This is a genomic window from Chryseobacterium tructae (assembly GCF_030409875.1).
GTDB classification, from domain to species: domain Bacteria; phylum Bacteroidota; class Bacteroidia; order Flavobacteriales; family Weeksellaceae; genus Chryseobacterium; species Chryseobacterium tructae.
Map to the genome: position 1 here is coordinate 3,322,286 of NZ_JAUFQR010000001.1, position 18,640 is coordinate 3,340,925.

The following is an 18,640-nucleotide window of genomic DNA, read 5'->3' on the forward strand; positions in this document are numbered from 1 at the left end:
ATTATCAATCCAGAAAAGGAATACTGGTCAAAATCCATTTCGACCCTTCAACGTACATCAATAATTATTTTAAAGAATAAATACAATGAAAGCATTCCTGATTTTTTCAATATTACTGCCAGGTTATTTTCAATCCAATACCGCAGCGCTCATTACCAAAGAACATCTGAATTATTCTATTATAAAAGATGATAAAACCATTGGTAACATCCGCGTAGAACGTTCTTTGAAAAATGATATCACTGAATATCTTTTTGAATCCCGAGCTAAAGTTAAAATTCTCTACAGCATTGAGATTTATGACAAAATGGGAGTTACTTTTAAACAAAATATTCTACAGCAGGCAAAACTTTACCGGACAATGAACGGAAAACTAAAAGTAAACAATACGGCTACCTGGAACGGGAGTTTTTATAATCTTTCGGATAAGGATGGTGCCAATGGCTTTCTGCAACAATCTATTTCCTGCTCTACCGCAAGTCTCTATTTTAATGAGCCCGGAAATCTAAAATCTGTTTTTTCGGAAAAGTTCCAGAAAATGGTTCCTATTCAGAAGATTGATTCCAAAAGATACAGAATCAATCTGCCCAACGGAAATACTACTACGTATACATACAGCAGCGGAATCTGCACCCTGGTTGAAGCTAATACAGATTTTGCAAACCTAAAGTTTGTTCTTAGCACGAACCCAAATAAAAATCATTAGTACTATCCCACCATACTCCCACCAGCATGGTGGTTGATTACAGTCATCTTGAAAACTATTGACTGCAATAGATTCATGGGTTCGAATCCCTCATTCTCCTCAAAAACACACAAAAACCTACTGAATACCAGCAGGTTTTTTGTTTTTTATTGTAAGATAATCTATTTTGGTTGCTGTTGCGTCACACAATGTACCATTCCACCATTAGCAAACAGGTTACGACAGTCAATTCCAATCACTTTTTTATCGGGATATAATTGTTGTATGATGCGGTTAGCAACGGTATCATTAGGATCATTATAATTAGGTACCAAAACACGGTTATTCGCAATATAATAATTGATATAAGATGCTTTACCTACATTTTTCCCATAGGTGGTCATCACATCATACTTTGTTAAAGGAACTTTCACAAACTGATAGGCTGTACCATTTTTTTGTGTAGCATTATAAAGTTTATCCATATCACTATCCGGAACTTGCCAGTAAGCCAGATCATCAGTATTCATAGTAATAATAGTAGTAGGGTTTGCAAATCTGGCAAATCCGTCAATATGCATATCGGTGATATCAAGATTGGCTTTTCCGTCCAGCCAGATAAATTTTGTAATTCCCAGATTCTTTGTAAAAATAGCTTCTGCCTGCTGTTGGGTCATTCCAGGATTTCTGTTCTCATTAAGAATAGAGCTTTTACAAGCCATTAATACTCCATTTCCATCAATTTCAACACTTCCCCCTTCATTGATCATTACAGAATTAAGATCTATTTTTGGAATTCCACTATCGGCTGCAATTTTAGAAGGAATGGTATTACAGTTAGTATATTGGGCTTTATTTCCCCAACCGTTAAATCCCCAGTCCTGAATAAACAACTTGCCATTTTTATCTTTCACATAGATAGGTCCATTATCTCTTACCCAAACATCATTGGTTGGATATAGTTTAAAGTCGATATTGGTGAGTGGCACGCCTGCATTGGTCAACAACCCCATAATACGATTTTTTTCCGTAGCGTCATAAACAACAAGGTGCACTTTTTCACTTTCTACAAGCGCTTTAGTCATTGCTACCCAGGTAGGATCCAGTCGGTTCTGATAGGTAATACCATATTGATACTTGTGGGGCCACTGAAGCCAGGTTCCTTCGTGTGGAGCTGATTCTTCAGGCATTTTGTAAACAACAGAAGCCGGGTCAGGTGTACCTGAAGTAGGAGAAGTCGTTACCTCATCCTGAGAACAGGAAAACATGATAGCAGGTAACAATAAGAGCATGATTTTCTTTTTTTGCATAAGTGATCTATTTTTTTGATACGGCAAAATTAGATCGATAAACAGCGTCAAAGTTGTCCAAAATTGACAATCTATTTCAAAGGCAATAAAATATAAGTCAATTGTTTCTCCTGATCCTCCATATCCTCTGCGTACCTTTCATATTTTTCTATGATAGGACGATGCGAAAACTCAAGTCCGGAATTAAAAATCCACCGGGAATAAATTTTAGTATAAGTATCATCTATTGTTTCATAGGTTCCGGAATGGATAAAGCGCGCATATTTACCTCCCAATATAGGTTTTGAAGGCAATTTTTTATTCTGAGACTGGATGGTTGAGCAGGCATCATACCGACAGTTTATTTCAGTCTTAATTAAAGGTTCGTCTGCTATGACTCCAAAATATTCGGCATCGAAATTGGGAAATTCATTATGCATAAATCTTTCCCAAAGCCATTCAATTTCTTCATTATTGTAATAGGTTTTAACACTCTGATAATACACCTGTATTGGTTTAAGGTATACAATTTCGGGTTCTAACAAGACATCAGAACTTACCGGAATCAGATCCGGCTCACAAAGTAACTTCTGCTTACTTAGTTTCGCTTCTTTAGGAGATATCCCAAAATGCAGCTTGAATGCTTTTGAAAAAGAAGCTATAGAAGAAAATCCTACTTCTACCCCAATAGACGTAAGGCTTTCCTGAGTATACAATATTCGTTTATACGCATTTTCCACTTTCAGTCTTTGCTGAAAAGCGCCTATGGTTTCCCCACAGCTGTATTTAAAGATACGCTGAATATTTCTGTAAGAGTAATTTGAAATTTCTTCTAAATCTTTTACAGAAATCTGCTGATCATAATTTCTTTCAATGAAATTGATAACTTTATAAATACAGTTCAGGCTGTCTTCCATAAACAATGGCATTTTGAGAAGTAATTGGTCTGAAATAAATTGCAAATAAAGGAAATAAAATAGAGCTAGAATGTATAAATAAAATAAGTAATACCTTATTTTTCATTACAAAAAGCCTTAAATCAATGAATTTAAGGCTTTATTTACTTTGATACACAATTTAAACTATTAGCTCAATATCTCACAGGGTGCTACACAATAGACCCAAGGACATCTTTTTATTCCCGGAGGCGGGCAGCATTCCTCTGAACAACTTACCGCACCTCCGTTGATGCTCTTCAGCTGATCTCTTGAAATTTTTTTACAATTTTTCATAGTCAAGTTGGGTTACGTTTACAATTTAAGGTTGATTTCCACCGCCACATCCATCGTATGGCATACATTGCCATTTTCCGCCGATCAAACATATTTGCCCACCAGGGCAGTTGATACCTCCTTTAATTGATTTCATTTCCTGTCTTTGGATTTTTTGTAAATTTTTCATAATATTTAGATTTAATGGAAATCTAAATTAATTAAATTTTATCAATTCAAATAAATTATACGTAATAAATCATTATTGAAATTTATTATATAAATTCATAAAACACAAATACACCATTTTAAAATATGAAAAATCAGTGTATTAACAGCCTATTTCTTGCAGAAGCAGTTACATGGATCCAATGGAAGAATCGAACAAAATTTAATTCAAAAGGCTAACTCAAAACGAAATGTCTTTTTTAAAAACAAAAAAAACAAGGTAATCATTCTTGAAATTCTGCATGAAGTGGGTTTTAATTCAGAATCATCGTTCAATACTGCTTTTTAAAAAGCACACATAAAACAGGTCTATCAAATATCACAACTCATTACAAACCAATATTTTGTAATTAATCGAACGCCTTTTTTGAACTACTCGAACCTATTTTTCAGGATAAATGAGCCCGAATACTTTTATTCGGTCGCTTAAGATCAAACACTTCCCCATCTTTGTATCGAAATCATTTTTTAACATTAAAAACAACGATACAATGAAAACTTCATTCACCTTCTTTGCAGTACTATTATTCATCAGCAGCTTTTCTTTTGGACAAGATATTACCAAGAAAATAGATTCAATTATTAAAGACAATTATCAAAAAAATCCGGATGTATCCATTAGTGTCGGATTCGTCAAAAACAATGAAACATATTATACAGTTTATGGTAATTTGAATAAAGAAAGCCAGACGAAAGTTGACAAAAACACAGTATTCGAAATTGCTTCCATTACCAAAATTCTGACCTCCAATTTAATTGCTCAGGCTAGTATTGATAAAAAACTAAAACTTGATGATTATATTGATGGTTATTTATCTAAAGACTATATATTACAGAAAAACCTTAAAAACAAAATAAAAATTTCAGACCTGGCCTCCCATCAATCAGGTTTACCAGACATCGATTTTGCAAAGCTGATAGAACTTAATCCACAACAACCTGTAAGCAATGTTACTGAAAAAACACTCACAGAAATCATCAACAATTGTGGTGAGCTTATCGACTATGGAAAATACCGATATTCTACCATTGGCTATACTCTATTGGGGCAGATTCTGGAAAAGGTATATGGTAAAAGCTATGATGAGATTTTAAGAAATAAAATTTTGAATCCTGTGAAAATGAATGAGACTTTGACCAAAAATTTCGATGTAAAAAACAAAACAACGGGTTACAATCCTCAAGGTGGTACTCAGGAATTCTTCAAATGGAATGTGACCGCACCAGCCGGATTGGTAAAGTCTAATGCTTCTGATATGGTTAAATATTTAAAAGCTGTTTTAAGCAAAGGAAATCCAATATCCGAAGCAGAATTGTTGACCGAAAAGATCTACTACAAGGATGAAAAGAGAGAAATGGGACTAGGATTTAACATCAGTACTGACGATCAGAATACCATCTATTTAAAATCCGGTGATTCTATGGGACAATCTTCCATCATTTGCTACAACAGAGCTAAAAACTGGGGAATCATCATTCTTTTAAATCAAAGAAACTCAAAAATGAGACAGAACTTATTGAATGAAATCTACGAAAAGGTTTTAAAATAATCAACAAAAAAAAGAAATTAAGCTTTATATAAACAGTAACAAAAATTCATACTAAAAATGAATTCTTCAACTGGTTCCAAATAAGTTATTTATTGAAACAATACCTCAGAACCTACTGCTTTCAGTAGGTTTTTGTCTATCAGGAAAGTACAGCAATACTACATAATTCAATCAGATAAAAACCGAATAAATCACGAGGAATATCATTGTATGTATCAAATTTAAATTAACTTCGTATCACCAATAATCAGAACAATACATCTATGTTAGAGATCAGAACCAGTTGCGAAAATTGTCAGAAACCTTTACCCTACGATTCTCCTGAAGCTATGATATGTACTTTTGAATGTACATTTTGTAAAGATTGTGTTGACCAGATTTTCAAGAATGTCTGCCCAAACTGTGGTGGTGGATTAGAAAAACGGCCTATCAGACCTAAAAGTCTTCTTGCAAAATATCCTGTGAGTTCCGAAGTGATCTATAAACCAATTAATGAAACTGAGTTCAAAATCAAACAAGAGAGATTAATAGATATTCCTCTGGGACAACGATAAAATTCAAATCATTCACGTTACTGAAGTATTCATTAAGCCAATTTATTATTAAAATATGAAAAAATCATCCCTATATATTGTTTTACTCGTTCTTTTAACAACAGCCAATGCATGTGCACAAAAGACGACTGATAAAAATAATTACACCGCTCAGGTACAAGCCGAAGAAGGAGATCTCAATAACGACACATACAATGACAAAGTCGTTGTAGAAATGGATGTAAAGGACGAGACAAGACCTTTGAGAGTCCAGATATTCCTTTCACAGCCTAATAAAAAACTGCAACTAGCGGTATCTTCTACCAAAATTATTGAAAGCCAATACCCTGCTCATAAAAAGGGAAATCATAACGGAAATAACATTCCGGATTTTATCATTGAAGATGGCAACTTAAAAATACTGACGGATATTAACGACCGCAAGAGCATCTACGAATTCAGATTGAAACAAAATAATTTTGAGCTTATTAAGATCTCACACGTATCCTGGGATGGGAAAAATACGACGTCTGAATCCGAAATTGATTTATTAGCACAAACTCAGGTAGATTTTCAGCGTGATTTAGGTTCTGCTAAAATTTCAAACAAAAAGACAAAAAAGATCAAAGTAAATGCATTACCGAAAATACAGGATTTAAGTTTTGCTGATTTGGAGCGATATTAAATATCCATCACTTTCTTTTAACAAAATAAAAACCTACTGATTGCAGTAGGTTTTTGCATATATATCTTATGATGGAGTTTTCTGTACATTAAACACCGTACCTGCCGGATCAGTGATCCAATGCATATTTTCCGGAAGTTCTTCAATCTCATCACAGGTTTCTACTCCGTTTGACTGCAGATATTTCGTTGCCTCTTCAACATCAGGAACGGTTAACTGTAACCAGGTTTCAGAGTGCGTATAATTATCTACACAATCCAGCCAAATAATATTATGTCCAAACTTCACTTCATGGGTTCGGGAAACCGTAGGATTATCAATCGGCTTCTCCTCCACCGGCAGCTTTAAAATATCTCTGTAAAAAGCAACAGTCTTATCATATTTACTTTTCGGAATTTTAATCGCAATGTTGATTCCAGCTTCAAATTGAGGGGTCATATCTTATATTTTTTTTAGCTTTATAAAATTATTAAAATAATTGTCTGTAAGTCTTGTCGTATGGCAAGATATGATCAAACAAACTCAATGTATTATCTTTAATTTAGTTAAAAAACAGGAGTTCGTCAGATCGTTATTTCAACTTAAGTATAACAAAATGATCTCATTATAATATAATGAAGCTATTTTTAGACATAGATGGCGTGATGGTTCACGCCAATCCTCATAGAACTATTGAGTTAGAGGATGATGGATTTTACAGATTTGCATCTAAAGCAATATCTGTTATTAATTCTATCGAGAATGCTGAAATTATTTTATCAACATCTCACAGACATAGATTTACAATCCATGAGTGGGAAAAAATATTTGAAAAGCGAGGTATTCATTTTGTTTCTATTTCTATAATCGAAACTGAAAACTCGCATAAAATCTCTAGACGAGAAGAAATTGAGAAATGGGTAAATCTTAAAAATTATAGTGTCAATGAGATTATTATTATCGATGATGATAAATCTTTAAATGGCTTACCACACCCCCTCAAAGATAGAGTTGTTTTAACAAGCCCTTATCAGGGATTAGATAATGATAATGAAATTAAAAAAATATTAGAAAAAGGAAGCTCTTTTTTCTAATAGCTTTATCTTAAATACTATCAATAAAATCCACAATATTCTCTATCATTATCATCTGTACAATCATAAAAATTAAACTCAAGAAATGGTTTTCTCCTATAACTTGTTACCGCTATTTTTTCTATATTTGTAAAAACACGCGTGCCCACTATGGAAAAGCTAAAAAATCTAAGAAAACAGAGAGGTTATACACAACAACAGATTGCTGATATCATTGCAACCGATGTCTCTAACTACAGTAGAAAAGAGAACGGAGACGTTAAAATATATGATGAGGAGTGGGAAAAAATAGCTAAGGCTTTGGATGTTTCCGTAGAGGATATTAAAGAGGATAGAACTGCTCAGAATAATCAAAATACTACACTTAATGATAGCGCGAGCTTTAATGATAATGCAAGCATAAACTATAATCAGTTTTGCAATATTCCAAATTATCTATTAGAAAATCAGCAGGAATACATCAAACTTTTGAAAGAACAAATAGAGATTTTAAAAGCTGAAAATGCAAAACTAAAAAAGAAATAATCTTAAATATAAAAAATAAAGAACGGCTTTCAGATGGAAGCCGTTCTTTTGTTTACTACAATAAAAACTTTTCTGCATTCCTACAAGAAAATTTTATATTTGTAACATTCATCATTAATGAAGAATAGTTTAAAAACAATAACCATATTATCCATGTTCAATCAATACTTTATCAAAAAATCGATATTTACCGCATCGGTATTCCTATACTCTATTACTGCATTGGCGCAAAAATCACCGCTCAATATATTACCATCAGGTCACCTTATTGTACAGGCTGAAGTAGAGGGTAAAAAAGGGAACTTTATTTTTGATACCGGTGGCGGAGTCAACCTTTTCCTGAATAACTTCTCTAAAGATCTTAGTCACAAGGATTCCTATAATTTCCTGACCGCTTTCCGTGCTACCGGAGAACAGCTTACGGTACCCATGTTCAAATCGAAAGAGATTGTTTTGAATGGTAAAACATTCAAAGACACTTGGTATGCTACCCACAGCATGGAAATCAAAGGAATTGACGGACTGATTTCCCTGGCGATGCTTTATGACACAGAATTCATCATCGATTATACAACCAAGGAACTTATTTTTCCAAAAGAAAAATTAACCGGAAAAAAAGTAATGGATATTCAATTATCTACGAATGCTGATCAGTCGCTGGATATTACCACCTATGTCCTTCTGGACAATAAATACAAGATCAATGTTCTTCTGGATTCCGGAGCAGGTAATGATTCTTTCTGGCTGAGTGAAAGATTGATGAGTACTTTGGGCATTAAGAAAGAAGGTCTTCAGCCTATCGAAAAGAAAAGCGAGTTTAATCCGACCATTAGCAACAAATTTTACAAGGCAAGTGTAAACTCTGTTTCCAATGCGTTTGCAAAGGTCGATAAACCTAATGTGTTTTTTGTGGAAGGATTAATCTATGAAGGTAAAACCAGTATTAATTGGCTTGGGAAGAAACTTGGGTTTAATTTGAAAGAAAAGAAGATCTATATTTTAGAGTAAGTGTTCTTCAATAACAATATAGCAAAAGACTGCCTTTTAAAAAAGGCAGTCTTTTTATGGAAGATAATGGGATATTATATTTTTATTGCAATATAATTGACCCAAACCTGATCTCTGTCTTTTGTATCCTCAAAATTTTTCAACATAAATTCCCGGTTATATTTAACCTTTTCATTGAAATAAAGCTTTCCGTTGACATACACTTTTACATTCTCTTTCAGGTCAACAGCTTCAGGAGAGATATTGATTGAAAAGGATTTAATATTAGATGCTTCAACCCGGAAAACATTGTGCTCATATTCTGCTTTCATGGCTCCAAATTTTCTCGGAAAATCAAATGCATTCTTATCAACATCTTTTACTTTTAAACTATCATGGTCATCATAAGCCAGCCATTTATTAATTTTAAAATTAAGCGCTTTATGCTCATTGATATTCTTGCTTAGAGTATCTAATTTAATATGGGAAATCCAATCTGCATTTCCATTTCTATCGTCATCCAATTCCCATGAAATTTCTTTCGGGAACGGATTTCTCTTTCGGCCAGCCAGGTCTTTAAAAAGAATCTGATAGGCAGGTTCGGACTCGTTAAACTGAGGAAACCAATGCGGAAACCCATTATAGCGATATTCTTTATAATCTGCAGCTATTCCGTTCATCAATTTTGTAAAATCATTATTGGCATTAGGCGGGTAATAGTAATCCTGATCTGTTGAGAAATTGATAAAAGAACGGTTTTTAATATTATTTACAAAAGTTCCGCCTGTGAACACTTTAGGATAGGCATTAAACCCATAAAATCCAGCAAATTGTGTAGGCTGTTTCATCAGATAAGAAAAAGAGCCAGTTGCTCCATTAGAATGGCCTGATATAAACACTTTATTATCATCAACATTAATGCTCTTCTTGATTTGTTTAAGCATATCCGGAATCATAAAAAAACCATGATCAGACAACATCCAGTTGTATTGTTTGCTCGCTCTTGGAAAAACTAAAATCACATCATTCTGATCTGCGTATTTTGTATAATACCTGTTCCAACCGTCTAAATTCCCATCAGCAAACTGATAATCTATGAGCGTATTATTTCTTACTGCTCCATGAAGAAAAAAGAGCAGAGAATATTTCTTTTGAGGATTGTAGTTTTGAGGCAGGTGAATAAAAAATGAAGTTTTAGCAGAATCATTGATCTTAAATGAAATAGAATAATCACGTTCCTTCTTGGCTTGATATGGATTGAAATTTTTGATTTCTGTATACAAAGCTTCAGTACTTCTGACGTTCTTCAGTATGTTTTTACGGGTGCTGTAAAATTCATTTTCTTTTTCCTTCAATTCCGTATAAAACGTCTTTTTGTATCCGGCCACTTTTTGCTGCAATGTCTTCCATCGTGGATCTGAAAGTAAATTATTATACTCCGTTTCAGAATTCTTTCCAATAATATATGTCCAGCCTGGAAAATTTCCACCATTTCCTTTGATTAAAGAAAGTGAAGTAAGATATTCAAATGCCTTATTATTATTTTTCAATTTTGAAGCCAGAAGTGATGCATTGTAGAGCCCTTCCCCATCAATATCTTTAGGATAAAGCTTAAATGCTTCTTCATACAGATCAAATGCTTTTCTATAGCCTGCATTATCTTTGGATTCTTCCATTAAAGCTGAAGCCTTCTCAGTGAGTGTAGAGTAATTTTCCTGTGCTCTTACAAAAAAACTAAACAAGCCCAAAAGCATCAGCATATAATATTTCATAGATAAAGTTTATCCTACAAAAATAAAGACTACAAATTAAAAAACGCTGTAAAAATGGGACATAAGAATATAAAATTAAAAACAACAGAAAAAATAAATGAAGATCCTCAGCTAAAAAATAAAAACCGCTCCCCTAAGAAACAGTTTTTATCTATTATGATTCATCAACTTTTTATTCTCCTGTCGGTTCAAATAATTCAATTTTATTGCCTTCAGGATCCATAATATGAACAAATTTACCATATTCATAAGTTGCAATTTCATCCAGAATAGTAACCCCTTCCTTTTTTAACTCTTCTACCAATGCTTCAATATTCTCCACATGATAATTGATCATAAAATCCTTTTCTGAAGGTTCAAAATATTGGGTAGATTCCTTAAACGGACTCCATAATGTATATCCTTTTTTCTCTGATTCTGCCTCTCTCCAATCGAATTTTGCTCCATATGGACTGGTTTCTACTCCAAGGTGAGTCTTATACCAATCGTTCACTTGTTCCGGATCTTTACATTTAAAGAAGATTCCTCCAATTGCTGTTACTTTTTTCATGCCTGTTATTTTAAGCGTTATATTTTTTTTGAAATTTCACAAATATATCAATGTTTCATTATACATTTATTAAATTGAATGAAGTTTTCCTATACTTTTATGGCTGGGAAATCACAAAGGCGTAAAATAATATAAAATAACATGCTGTAAGGCACAAATATTAAAATGGTACACTGATGTACTTTTTAAAATCGCCACGAATACACGAATAATCTTATTAGCGCATAAAACCTATGTGCCCTTTAGTTTGTAAAAAGAAATTAAGTTTACAAAATAAAAGCATTCACAAGAAACAGGGTGAACCATTATGTGTCCAAGGATTCGAGGCCTATACATAGATTATGAACCCTGTTTCTTTGAGAATAAGGTCATTATAGAAATTTAGGTTCGAGACCTATTATCAAGGGCTTAGACACGATTCTCAATGTGAATGATAACCTCAAAAAAGTTATGAGACAAAAGTACGTTATCGGCATTGATATTTCCAAATCAAAATTAGATTGTGCTATAATGGATTCTGAGTATAAGATCCAATGTGAGCAGATCATTCCCAACACAGAGAAAGGAATATCTTCATTTTTGAAAGGTATTTTAAAGCTTCTGAAAATAACCAAAGAAGACCTTTTGATTTGCTGCGAAAATACTGGAATTTATAACCGACCATTAGAGAAGTTTTTGTTCAAAAATCAGAGTATCTGCTTTGGGTGGAACATCCTGTTAAAAATCAAAAAAAGCAGCCAGTGATTTAAGAGGAAAAAGATGATCGAAAAAGATGCCAGAAGAATTGCAGAATACGCTGTTCGCTATCACGATAAAATAATGCCTTATGAGGAATCAGAGGAAGTTATACAACGAATGAACGTGCTGGCTAAATCCCGTGATACTTTACTATTGCAAAAAACGGCTTTGGAAAATCAATTAAGGGAAGCCAAAAGTCACGATGTGTATGTGTTTAAGCTATTGACCCAAGCCTTTTCAAAAACGCTGAAAACTCTTACCACATCTATAAAAACAATAGAAAATCAGCTTTCAGAACTTATGGAAATCCAAGATGAGATTAAGAAAAAAACAAAGAACTTTTTGATTTCCATTCCTGGAATCGGAACTCAATGTGCTCTTAATTTGATCATCATTACCAATAACTTCAAATCGTTTGATAATGCTAAACACCTTGCTTGTTATGCAGGAGTTGTTCCGTTCAAAAAAATCAATCAGGAACCATCGTAAAAAAAAAGAACGTGTATCGAAAAATGGCGAATCAAAAAAACTGAAAAAAAGCTGCTTCATTTATCTGCCATGGCAAGTATACGAGCAGACAAGGAATTAAAGACCTATTTTTCTGAGAAAAAGTAGAAGAGGGTAAAAATAAAATGAGTGTTCTTAATGCTATAAGAAACAAATTAGTACATCGAATAATGGCCGTAATCAAACGAAAACAGCCATTTTTTCCAAAAGAAGAATTTTTATCAATAAAAAACACTTATAATACTTGCTTATTAACATAGAAATCTATGTGGTTTTATTTTTACCACATAGGCACATAGAATAATATAAAGTGACAAGCTCTAAATGTTTTTATCTGCATTTTTACATCTCATTCGTGCATTTGTGGCCAACAAAAAAGCGCACCCATCGGGTACGCTTTGTATCATTAAAAGCTGAATAATTAGTGTAATTCAGCTAAATATTTTTCTGCATCCATTGCAGCCATACATCCGCTTCCCGCAGCTGTAATAGCTTGTCTGTAGATATGATCCTGAACGTCACCTGCAGCAAAAACTCCCGGAAGATTGGTTCTTGAAGAACCTTTTTCTGTTACAATGTATCCGTTTTCATCAAGATCTACCTGACCTACGAAGATATCTGTATTCGGTTTGTGACCGATTGCAATGAAGATCCCTTCAACATCTACCTTAGAAGTCTCCTGAGTCTGGTTATTGATAATTACCGCTCTTTCTACTAAGCTGTTTTCGCCTTCAATACCAATTAATTCATGGTGAAATTTCACTTCGATATTCGGAGTATTTTCTACTCTGTGAACCATTGCTTTTGAAGCTCTGAAAACGTCTTTTCTAACCAATAATGTTACCTTTCTGCAAAGTTTAGCAAGATAAGTAGCTTCTTCAGCAGCTGTATCTCCTGCTCCTACTACCACTACATCTTTTCCTCTGTAGAAAAATCCGTCACAAGTAGCACAAGCGGAAACTCCACCGCCTGCATATTTTTTCTCATCATCAAGACCTAAGTATTTTGCTGTAGCTCCTGTAGAGATGATTACCGATTTGGCTAAAATCTCTTTGTTTCCAGCATATAATTTGTGAACACCGCCTACTTCTTTTGAAAATTCAGCTTTAGTGATCATTTCGTAATGTACTTTAGTTTCAAATCTTTCCGCCTGCTTCTGCAGATCCATCATCATTTCAGGGCCTGTAATCCCTGCTGGATATCCTGGAAAGTTATCAACCTCGGTAGTTGTAGTTAATTGTCCGCCCGGCTCCAAACCTGTATATAATTCAGGCTTTAAGTCTGCTCTTGCTACATAGATAGCAGCTGTGAAACCAGAAGGTCCAGATCCAACGATCACACAATCTAAAATGTTTTGCTCCATAACTTACTTGTTCGAAAAGGATTTAATTAAATTAAGACTGCTAATTTCGTAATTTTTGTCGTCTTTTTAAAGTTATTTTAATGATAGTTGTCAATAAGAGATATGCGGATTGTCAATGAAAGTGCGGGATGCAGGTTTCAAAACATTAGATAGATGCTGAGTAACAGTGTTCTAAAGTTCACAACTTGTTGTTAAGTCCCCTTATCCCCTATCTATCATCTCTCAGTCTATCATCTCTCCGTCTATTATCTATCTCTCTACCTTACACCTTCATTTTAATCTTGTCCACATTAATGATCTTATACACCAATTCTTTGATGAGCTCAGCCTCTCCCATATTCACTGCCCCTAATCCTTTTCCTTTCATATCAAATTCTCTCAGAATGGAAATCACTCTTGTAGCATGTTTCAAAGGATATAGCCTTGCACTTTCTGCATAATCTTTAACAAAATAAGGGTTCACGCCCATTTGTGAGGCTATGGTTTGTGGCGATTGTCCCGCCATCGTCTGATAAATGATTACATTGGAAAAATAATTATAAAGACTTGCCAGCATCATCACAAAAGGATTGTTTTTGGGATTCTTACCCATAAAATGAGCAATCTTAAAAGCTGTGTTGGCGTTTTTTGTACCCAAAGCCTTTTGAAGTTCAAAAATATTATATTCTTTACTGATACCAATATGGTTTTCAACGATCGTTCCGTCTAACACCTCTCCTTCTTTAAGGATAATTTTTAGCTTATTCAGTTCATTGGCAATTCTTGAAAGGTCATTTCCAAGATATTCTGCCAGAAGATGAGAAATATTAGGAGCCGTTTTGATCTTAAGTTTCACACATTCATCAGAGATCCATTTCGGAAGATTACTTTCTTTCACAGATTCGCTGAGAAAAAGAGCATTGGCTTTATCCAGAGCTTTAGCAGCTTTTTTTCTACTGTCCAGTTTCTTATGCTTGTGAGCAAAAACCAATACCGTAGAAGGAATAGGGTTTTCAACATAAGCTTCCAGAATTCTGTTCTCCTCTTCATTAAACTTTAGATCCTGAGCTTCTTTCACGATAATTACCTGCTTATCACCCATCATGGGAAACTGCCTTGCCAAAGAAAGCACTTCCTGATAAGAAGTATCTTTTCCGTAGGTAACGGTTTGGTTGAAGGCCTTTTCATCCTCTTCCAAAAAGTTGTGTTCAAGGGCTTTTACGACAACATCAATAAAGTAGGCTTCTTCTCCGTGGAAAAAATAAATAGGTAAAACTTCTTTATTTTTAATATTTTTGAGGATTAAATCTAATTCTTTCATCTTACTAATGGAACTTCCAAAACTGAATTTTCAGGAAACTTTTGATTTTAAATTCAAGAAAGACAAAGATAAGTTTTTTATTTATGATTTAGTTCGCAAAACTTATCTTCTACTCACTCCTGAGGAATGGGTAAGGCAACATTGGATACATTATTATCTTACTGTAAAGTCCTACTCTACCTCTGCTTTAATTACCGAAAAAAAGATTGTTTTAAATGGTCTGACCAAAAGAATCGATCTCTTAGTCACCGAAAAAACAGAGCCTATTATTCTGATCGAATGTAAAGCACCACAAATAAAACTTACGGAAAAAACATTTGAACAAACTGCCAGATACAACTCTATTATCGAAGCTAAGGAAATTATTTTAACAAATGGGCTTCAGCATATTAATGCGTACTATGAAGACGGACAATACCAATTTTACCGCCCTCAATAAAGATTATAAAACAATTATAAATGTATGTTAAAGCAATAGATAATGGTATGCTTTTGGGTATTTTCTAATTAGTTTTAAAATACATTTTTAGTTATGAAAAAGTTATTAATTGTGGCAGCCTTAGGAGTATTCACATTAGGCTTTTCACAAAATTATTACAATGATTACAGAGGAAGCGTTTCTTCTATAAATTGGGGTCAGCTAGCCATTTTTCTGGGCTTAAACAGAAGCCAGATCAATCAACTGACTGTATTGAATAACCGTTATCCGGATTACAACTCATGGAATCGCGTCTATGCTAAAGAACCCAACCGATGGTATAATGACCGATACTATGAAATTGAAAGAATTATGACCCCTGAACAATATAAAAAATTTTATTCAAGGTATTATAACGGACAAAATCCAAGATTAAAATATGATAACGATTACCGAAGATATCAAAACAGACCTCAAATGTATGACAGAAGGTTTGATGACCATCACGACAGACATCGAGAACATCATGGATAAACAATATTATAAACCGGAAAATTTCTTCCGGTTTTTTTATGTTTTTATCATAAAATAAAGTAGACGAATCATTCCTCAGCCCAATAAAAATTATTTAATTTTAAGGCATAATAATGTGTATGAAAATTAAAAATATAGTATTCGATTTTGGCGGTGTATTAATGGATTGGAATCCGAGATATTTCTTTAAAGATTATTTCAGGGATGATGAAAAAATGGAATATTTTCTGGAAAATATTGCTCAGGATGAATGGAATATTGAACAGGACAGAGGAAGAAGTCTTTCAGAGGGCACAGAAATCCAGGTGAAAAAGTTTCCGGAATGGGAAAAAGAGATCAGAGCCTATTACGATAACTGGACGGTAATGCTGAAAAGTGATATTCCTCAAAATGTTGATATTTTAAGAAAACTAAAGAACACAGATTACCATCTATTTGGATTAACCAACTGGTCAGCAGAAACTTTTCCTTATGCATTAGAAAATTATGATTTCTTCCAGCTTTTTGATGGAAAAATAGTCGTTTCCGGAACAGAAAAACTGATTAAACCTGATCCTAAAATCTGGCATGTTTTATTGGAAAGATATAATATCCAAGCGACAGAATCTATTTTCATCGATGATAACTTAAAAAATATTGAAATGGCACAATCTCTGGGATTCAAAACCATTCATATCTTGCCAGATACGGATTTGAAGCAGGAACTAGCCCATCTGGGTATCGAAATCCAGTAGTTTTACCATAAATATTAAAAAAATCCTCAGTTAAGTTATTTTTATTAATTTGGCTGAGGATTTTTTATAAATATGAGAAAAATTTTACTTTTACTTTTATTTTTATTCGCTGCTACAAGCTTTCATACTCAAACTATTGAAAATCAAGAAGCCTTCAAAAAATGTCGCAAAGAATTCAATAAGAAAATCTGTCTTTCGGATGAAGATCAGGACAATATCCCGTTGTATCTTGACAAATGCCCTATAGAAGCCGGTGCAGCAGAAAACAATGGTTGTCCGTGGCCTGATACCGATAAAGATGGCACACTAGATAAAGACGACCAATGTCCCGAAATAGCTGGTTCCACTGAAAATGCAGGCTGTCCATGGCCAGACTATGATAATGATGGCATCCTGGATAAAGATGATGCATGTCCCACAATACCCGGATTACCTGAAAATAGTGGCTGTCCCAGACCTACTCAGCAAGATTGTGGAAGATTTCAAAAGCAACAACAAATAAAATACGAGCAATTTCAGGAAGAACATCAAAATATTGGAGCCATATATAGTCTTCTCAATAAAAAAATCATGGAAGATGTTCTTGCTTCTCATAAAAAAGAGGCACTCAGTCGTGATTTTGGAATCAATATCGGATACATACAATTCACTTCCATATGTGGAGTGGGTTGTGACGATCCCTATCCCAGAAATATCAATAACTTTCTGATTTCAAAATTCTGGAATAAAGATATCTTCGAATACACGTTAAAAAAATACAACAAGGAAATCCTTATCAGAAGAATAGTCTTTCATGAATCTATGAATACTGAACTGGAAAGCTTAATGGGTAAAGAAACTTTTCAGTATCTTCTTCAATATCACGATAAAGAAAGTGACAATATCATCATTCCATCCAAAAATAAAATAAGACCTAAGAATTACATTCCTATATATATACAATTCATAACACCATTTAAAATCAAAGTTGTGGATCCTACCTTTCCAAAAATCTATGAATATAAAAATGGACAATGGGAATCTTATAAAGAGTAAATCCATAACCAAATATTTTTCATTAACTTAGATATCCATTTAACAATTATATCTTTTTATTCATTTTTTAACCCCAGCACAAAATAAAAAATATGATACGTTCAATCCTATTAACCACATGCATTATGGCATCAGGAACTTTTTTTAGCCAAAATCTTAAACAGGTTTCTTATAAAGACGGCTCACAAAAACTGAATGGTTTAGTCACGTCCAACGCAGGACAGAAGCTTCCCGGAGTCCTCATTCTTCCTGCCTGGAAAGGTATTGATGAAGAGGCCAAAACAGCGGCTCTTAAACTTGAAAAACAAGGCTATATCGCCTTCATTGCAGATATTTATGGAGAAGGTAAGATTCCTGCCAATAATGAAGAAGCAGCCAAAAGCTCAGGATATTATAAACAAAATTATAAAGAGTATCAAAATAGGATTGCATTGGCTTTAGAACAACTAAAAAGAGGCGGAGCCATTTCTGATAAAATTGCAGTAATTGGTTATTGCTTTGGAGGAACAGGTGCTCTGGAGTCTGCAAGAGGAAATCTTTCTGTAGCAGGAGTTGTCTCTATTCATGGAAGTCTGGGAAGGGATCAGAGCAGAAAAATTGAAAAATTGAATGCCAAAATTCTGGTAGAAAATCCAGCCGATGACAAAAGTGTAACCCCGGAAGATTATAACAACCTCATCAAGGAAATGAATGATGGAAATGCAGACTGGCAAATCATTACTTACGCGCATTCCAAGCATACATTCACAGATCCCAAATCACCGGATTATAATGAAACGATGGCCAAAAGAGCCTGGAGCCATACCCTATTGTTTTTAAAAGAAATTCTTAGATAATTATACAGGTTAAAAAGGACATCTAAAGAAAAAAGCTATCTCAAAATTGAGATAGCTTTCATTTATTCTTGTATTGTATTACAGGCT

23 protein-coding genes are annotated in these 18,640 nt (G+C 33.9%); 14 read left to right on the top strand and 9 right to left on the bottom strand.

From position 1 onward, the window contains the following. Window positions 1–85 precede the first annotated feature (85 nt). A complete protein-coding gene (locus QWZ06_RS16585) occupies window positions 86–706 on the top strand; it encodes a DUF6134 family protein (protein WP_290299715.1) in 621 nt (206 codons plus the stop codon). A gap of 161 nt (window positions 707–867) precedes the next feature. Here the strand turns inward: QWZ06_RS16585 and QWZ06_RS16590 are convergent, their stop codons facing one another. The 4 genes from QWZ06_RS16590 to QWZ06_RS16600 all read right to left on the bottom strand — a co-directional run bounded on the left by QWZ06_RS16590 (window position 868) and on the right by QWZ06_RS16600 (window position 3,375). Then, window positions 868–1,995, bottom strand: coding sequence for an agmatine deiminase family protein (locus tag QWZ06_RS16590; protein ID WP_290299717.1), 1,128 nt, complete (start codon window positions 1,993–1,995; stop codon window positions 868–870). A 71-nt stretch (window positions 1,996–2,066) separates the two neighbouring features. After that, window positions 2,067–2,891: an AraC family transcriptional regulator gene (locus QWZ06_RS16595; protein WP_290299719.1), complete on the bottom strand. Its 825-nt coding sequence runs from the start codon at window positions 2,889–2,891 to the stop codon at window positions 2,067–2,069. A gap of 168 nt (window positions 2,892–3,059) precedes the next feature. Next, entirely contained in the window at window positions 3,060–3,206 is a 147-nt protein-coding gene (locus QWZ06_RS28215; RefSeq protein WP_435384123.1) for a bacteriocin-like protein, read from the bottom strand. A 25-nt stretch (window positions 3,207–3,231) separates the two neighbouring features. Beyond that, on the bottom strand, window positions 3,232–3,375 hold the full coding sequence (locus QWZ06_RS16600) for a bacteriocin-like protein (protein ID WP_160138729.1): 144 nt from the start codon (window positions 3,373–3,375) through the stop codon (window positions 3,232–3,234). A 529-nt stretch (window positions 3,376–3,904) separates the two neighbouring features. On the opposite strand from QWZ06_RS16600, the gene QWZ06_RS16605 reads away from it, so the two are divergent. The 3 genes from QWZ06_RS16605 (at window position 3,905) to QWZ06_RS16615 (ending at window position 6,181) form a co-directional block, all read left to right on the top strand. Then, window positions 3,905–4,963, top strand: a complete 1,059-nt coding sequence (locus QWZ06_RS16605; protein ID WP_290299724.1) for a serine hydrolase domain-containing protein — start codon at window positions 3,905–3,907, stop codon at window positions 4,961–4,963. Between the two features lie 263 nt (window positions 4,964–5,226). Continuing rightward, window positions 5,227–5,517: a DUF1272 domain-containing protein gene (locus QWZ06_RS16610; protein ID WP_290299726.1), complete on the top strand. Its 291-nt coding sequence runs from the start codon at window positions 5,227–5,229 to the stop codon at window positions 5,515–5,517. 55 nt (window positions 5,518–5,572) lie between these two features. After that, entirely contained in the window at window positions 5,573–6,181 is a 609-nt protein-coding gene (locus QWZ06_RS16615; RefSeq protein ID WP_290299728.1) for a hypothetical protein, read from the top strand. 66 nt (window positions 6,182–6,247) lie between these two features. Here the strand turns inward: QWZ06_RS16615 and QWZ06_RS16620 are convergent, their stop codons facing one another. Continuing rightward, window positions 6,248–6,619: a VOC family protein gene (locus tag QWZ06_RS16620; RefSeq protein WP_290299730.1), complete on the bottom strand. Its 372-nt coding sequence runs from the start codon at window positions 6,617–6,619 to the stop codon at window positions 6,248–6,250. 176 nt (window positions 6,620–6,795) lie between these two features. Between QWZ06_RS16620 and QWZ06_RS16625 the strand changes: the two genes are divergently transcribed. The 3 genes from QWZ06_RS16625 to QWZ06_RS16635 all read left to right on the top strand — a co-directional run bounded on the left by QWZ06_RS16625 (window position 6,796) and on the right by QWZ06_RS16635 (window position 8,787). After that, window positions 6,796–7,254: an HAD domain-containing protein gene (locus tag QWZ06_RS16625; RefSeq protein WP_290299732.1), complete on the top strand. Its 459-nt coding sequence runs from the start codon at window positions 6,796–6,798 to the stop codon at window positions 7,252–7,254. A 150-nt stretch (window positions 7,255–7,404) separates the two neighbouring features. Next, entirely contained in the window at window positions 7,405–7,779 is a 375-nt protein-coding gene (locus tag QWZ06_RS16630; RefSeq protein WP_290299734.1) for a helix-turn-helix domain-containing protein, read from the top strand. Window positions 7,780–7,896: 117 nt separating this feature from the next. Then, window positions 7,897–8,787 (top strand): pepsin/retropepsin-like aspartic protease family protein, encoded by an 891-nt coding sequence (locus QWZ06_RS16635; RefSeq protein WP_290299736.1) that lies wholly within the window; start codon window positions 7,897–7,899, stop codon window positions 8,785–8,787. 74 nt (window positions 8,788–8,861) lie between these two features. On the opposite strand, the gene QWZ06_RS16640 is transcribed toward QWZ06_RS16635, so the two are convergent. Both QWZ06_RS16640 and QWZ06_RS16645 read right to left on the bottom strand, forming a co-directional pair. Further along, window positions 8,862–10,538, bottom strand: a complete 1,677-nt coding sequence (locus QWZ06_RS16640; protein ID WP_290299737.1) for an alpha/beta hydrolase-fold protein — start codon at window positions 10,536–10,538, stop codon at window positions 8,862–8,864. 172 nt (window positions 10,539–10,710) lie between these two features. After that, complete coding sequence (locus QWZ06_RS16645) at window positions 10,711–11,088, bottom strand: VOC family protein (RefSeq protein WP_290299739.1); 378 nt, start codon at window positions 11,086–11,088, stop codon at window positions 10,711–10,713. A gap of 450 nt (window positions 11,089–11,538) precedes the next feature. Between QWZ06_RS16645 and QWZ06_RS16650 the strand changes: the two genes are divergently transcribed. Further along, the gene (locus QWZ06_RS16650) at window positions 11,539–11,832 is read left to right on the top strand and encodes an IS110 family transposase (RefSeq protein WP_290299741.1); all 294 of its coding nucleotides are present in this window, start codon (window positions 11,539–11,541) and stop codon (window positions 11,830–11,832) included. Window positions 11,833–11,847: 15 nt separating this feature from the next. After that, the gene (locus QWZ06_RS16655) at window positions 11,848–12,315 is read left to right on the top strand and encodes a transposase (protein WP_290299743.1); all 468 of its coding nucleotides are present in this window, start codon (window positions 11,848–11,850) and stop codon (window positions 12,313–12,315) included. Window positions 12,316–12,754: 439 nt separating this feature from the next. On the opposite strand, the gene trxB is transcribed toward QWZ06_RS16655, so the two are convergent. Both trxB and holA read right to left on the bottom strand, forming a co-directional pair. Next, complete coding sequence (gene trxB / locus QWZ06_RS16660) at window positions 12,755–13,696, bottom strand: thioredoxin-disulfide reductase (protein WP_290299745.1); 942 nt, start codon at window positions 13,694–13,696, stop codon at window positions 12,755–12,757. 262 nt (window positions 13,697–13,958) lie between these two features. Beyond that, window positions 13,959–14,996 (bottom strand): DNA polymerase III subunit delta, encoded by a 1,038-nt coding sequence (holA, locus tag QWZ06_RS16665; protein WP_290299746.1) that lies wholly within the window; start codon window positions 14,994–14,996, stop codon window positions 13,959–13,961. A 7-nt stretch (window positions 14,997–15,003) separates the two neighbouring features. On the opposite strand from holA, the gene QWZ06_RS16670 reads away from it, so the two are divergent. The 5 genes from QWZ06_RS16670 to QWZ06_RS16690 all read left to right on the top strand — a co-directional run bounded on the left by QWZ06_RS16670 (window position 15,004) and on the right by QWZ06_RS16690 (window position 18,553). Then, a complete protein-coding gene (locus QWZ06_RS16670) occupies window positions 15,004–15,435 on the top strand; it encodes a type I restriction enzyme HsdR N-terminal domain-containing protein (protein WP_290299747.1) in 432 nt (143 codons plus the stop codon). Window positions 15,436–15,528: 93 nt separating this feature from the next. Continuing rightward, window positions 15,529–15,948 carry a hypothetical protein gene (locus QWZ06_RS16675; RefSeq protein WP_290299749.1) on the top strand — a complete coding sequence of 140 codons (420 nt, stop codon included), beginning with the start codon at window positions 15,529–15,531 and terminating at the stop codon, window positions 15,946–15,948. Window positions 15,949–16,067: 119 nt separating this feature from the next. Continuing rightward, the gene (locus tag QWZ06_RS16680; RefSeq protein WP_290299750.1) at window positions 16,068–16,682 is read left to right on the top strand and encodes an HAD family hydrolase; all 615 of its coding nucleotides are present in this window, start codon (window positions 16,068–16,070) and stop codon (window positions 16,680–16,682) included. A gap of 72 nt (window positions 16,683–16,754) precedes the next feature. Continuing rightward, a complete protein-coding gene (locus tag QWZ06_RS27915; protein ID WP_353959978.1) occupies window positions 16,755–17,717 on the top strand; it encodes a thrombospondin type 3 repeat-containing protein in 963 nt (320 codons plus the stop codon). A gap of 92 nt (window positions 17,718–17,809) precedes the next feature. After that, entirely contained in the window at window positions 17,810–18,553 is a 744-nt protein-coding gene (locus tag QWZ06_RS16690; RefSeq protein ID WP_290299751.1) for a dienelactone hydrolase family protein, read from the top strand. Window positions 18,554–18,640 lie beyond the last annotated feature (87 nt).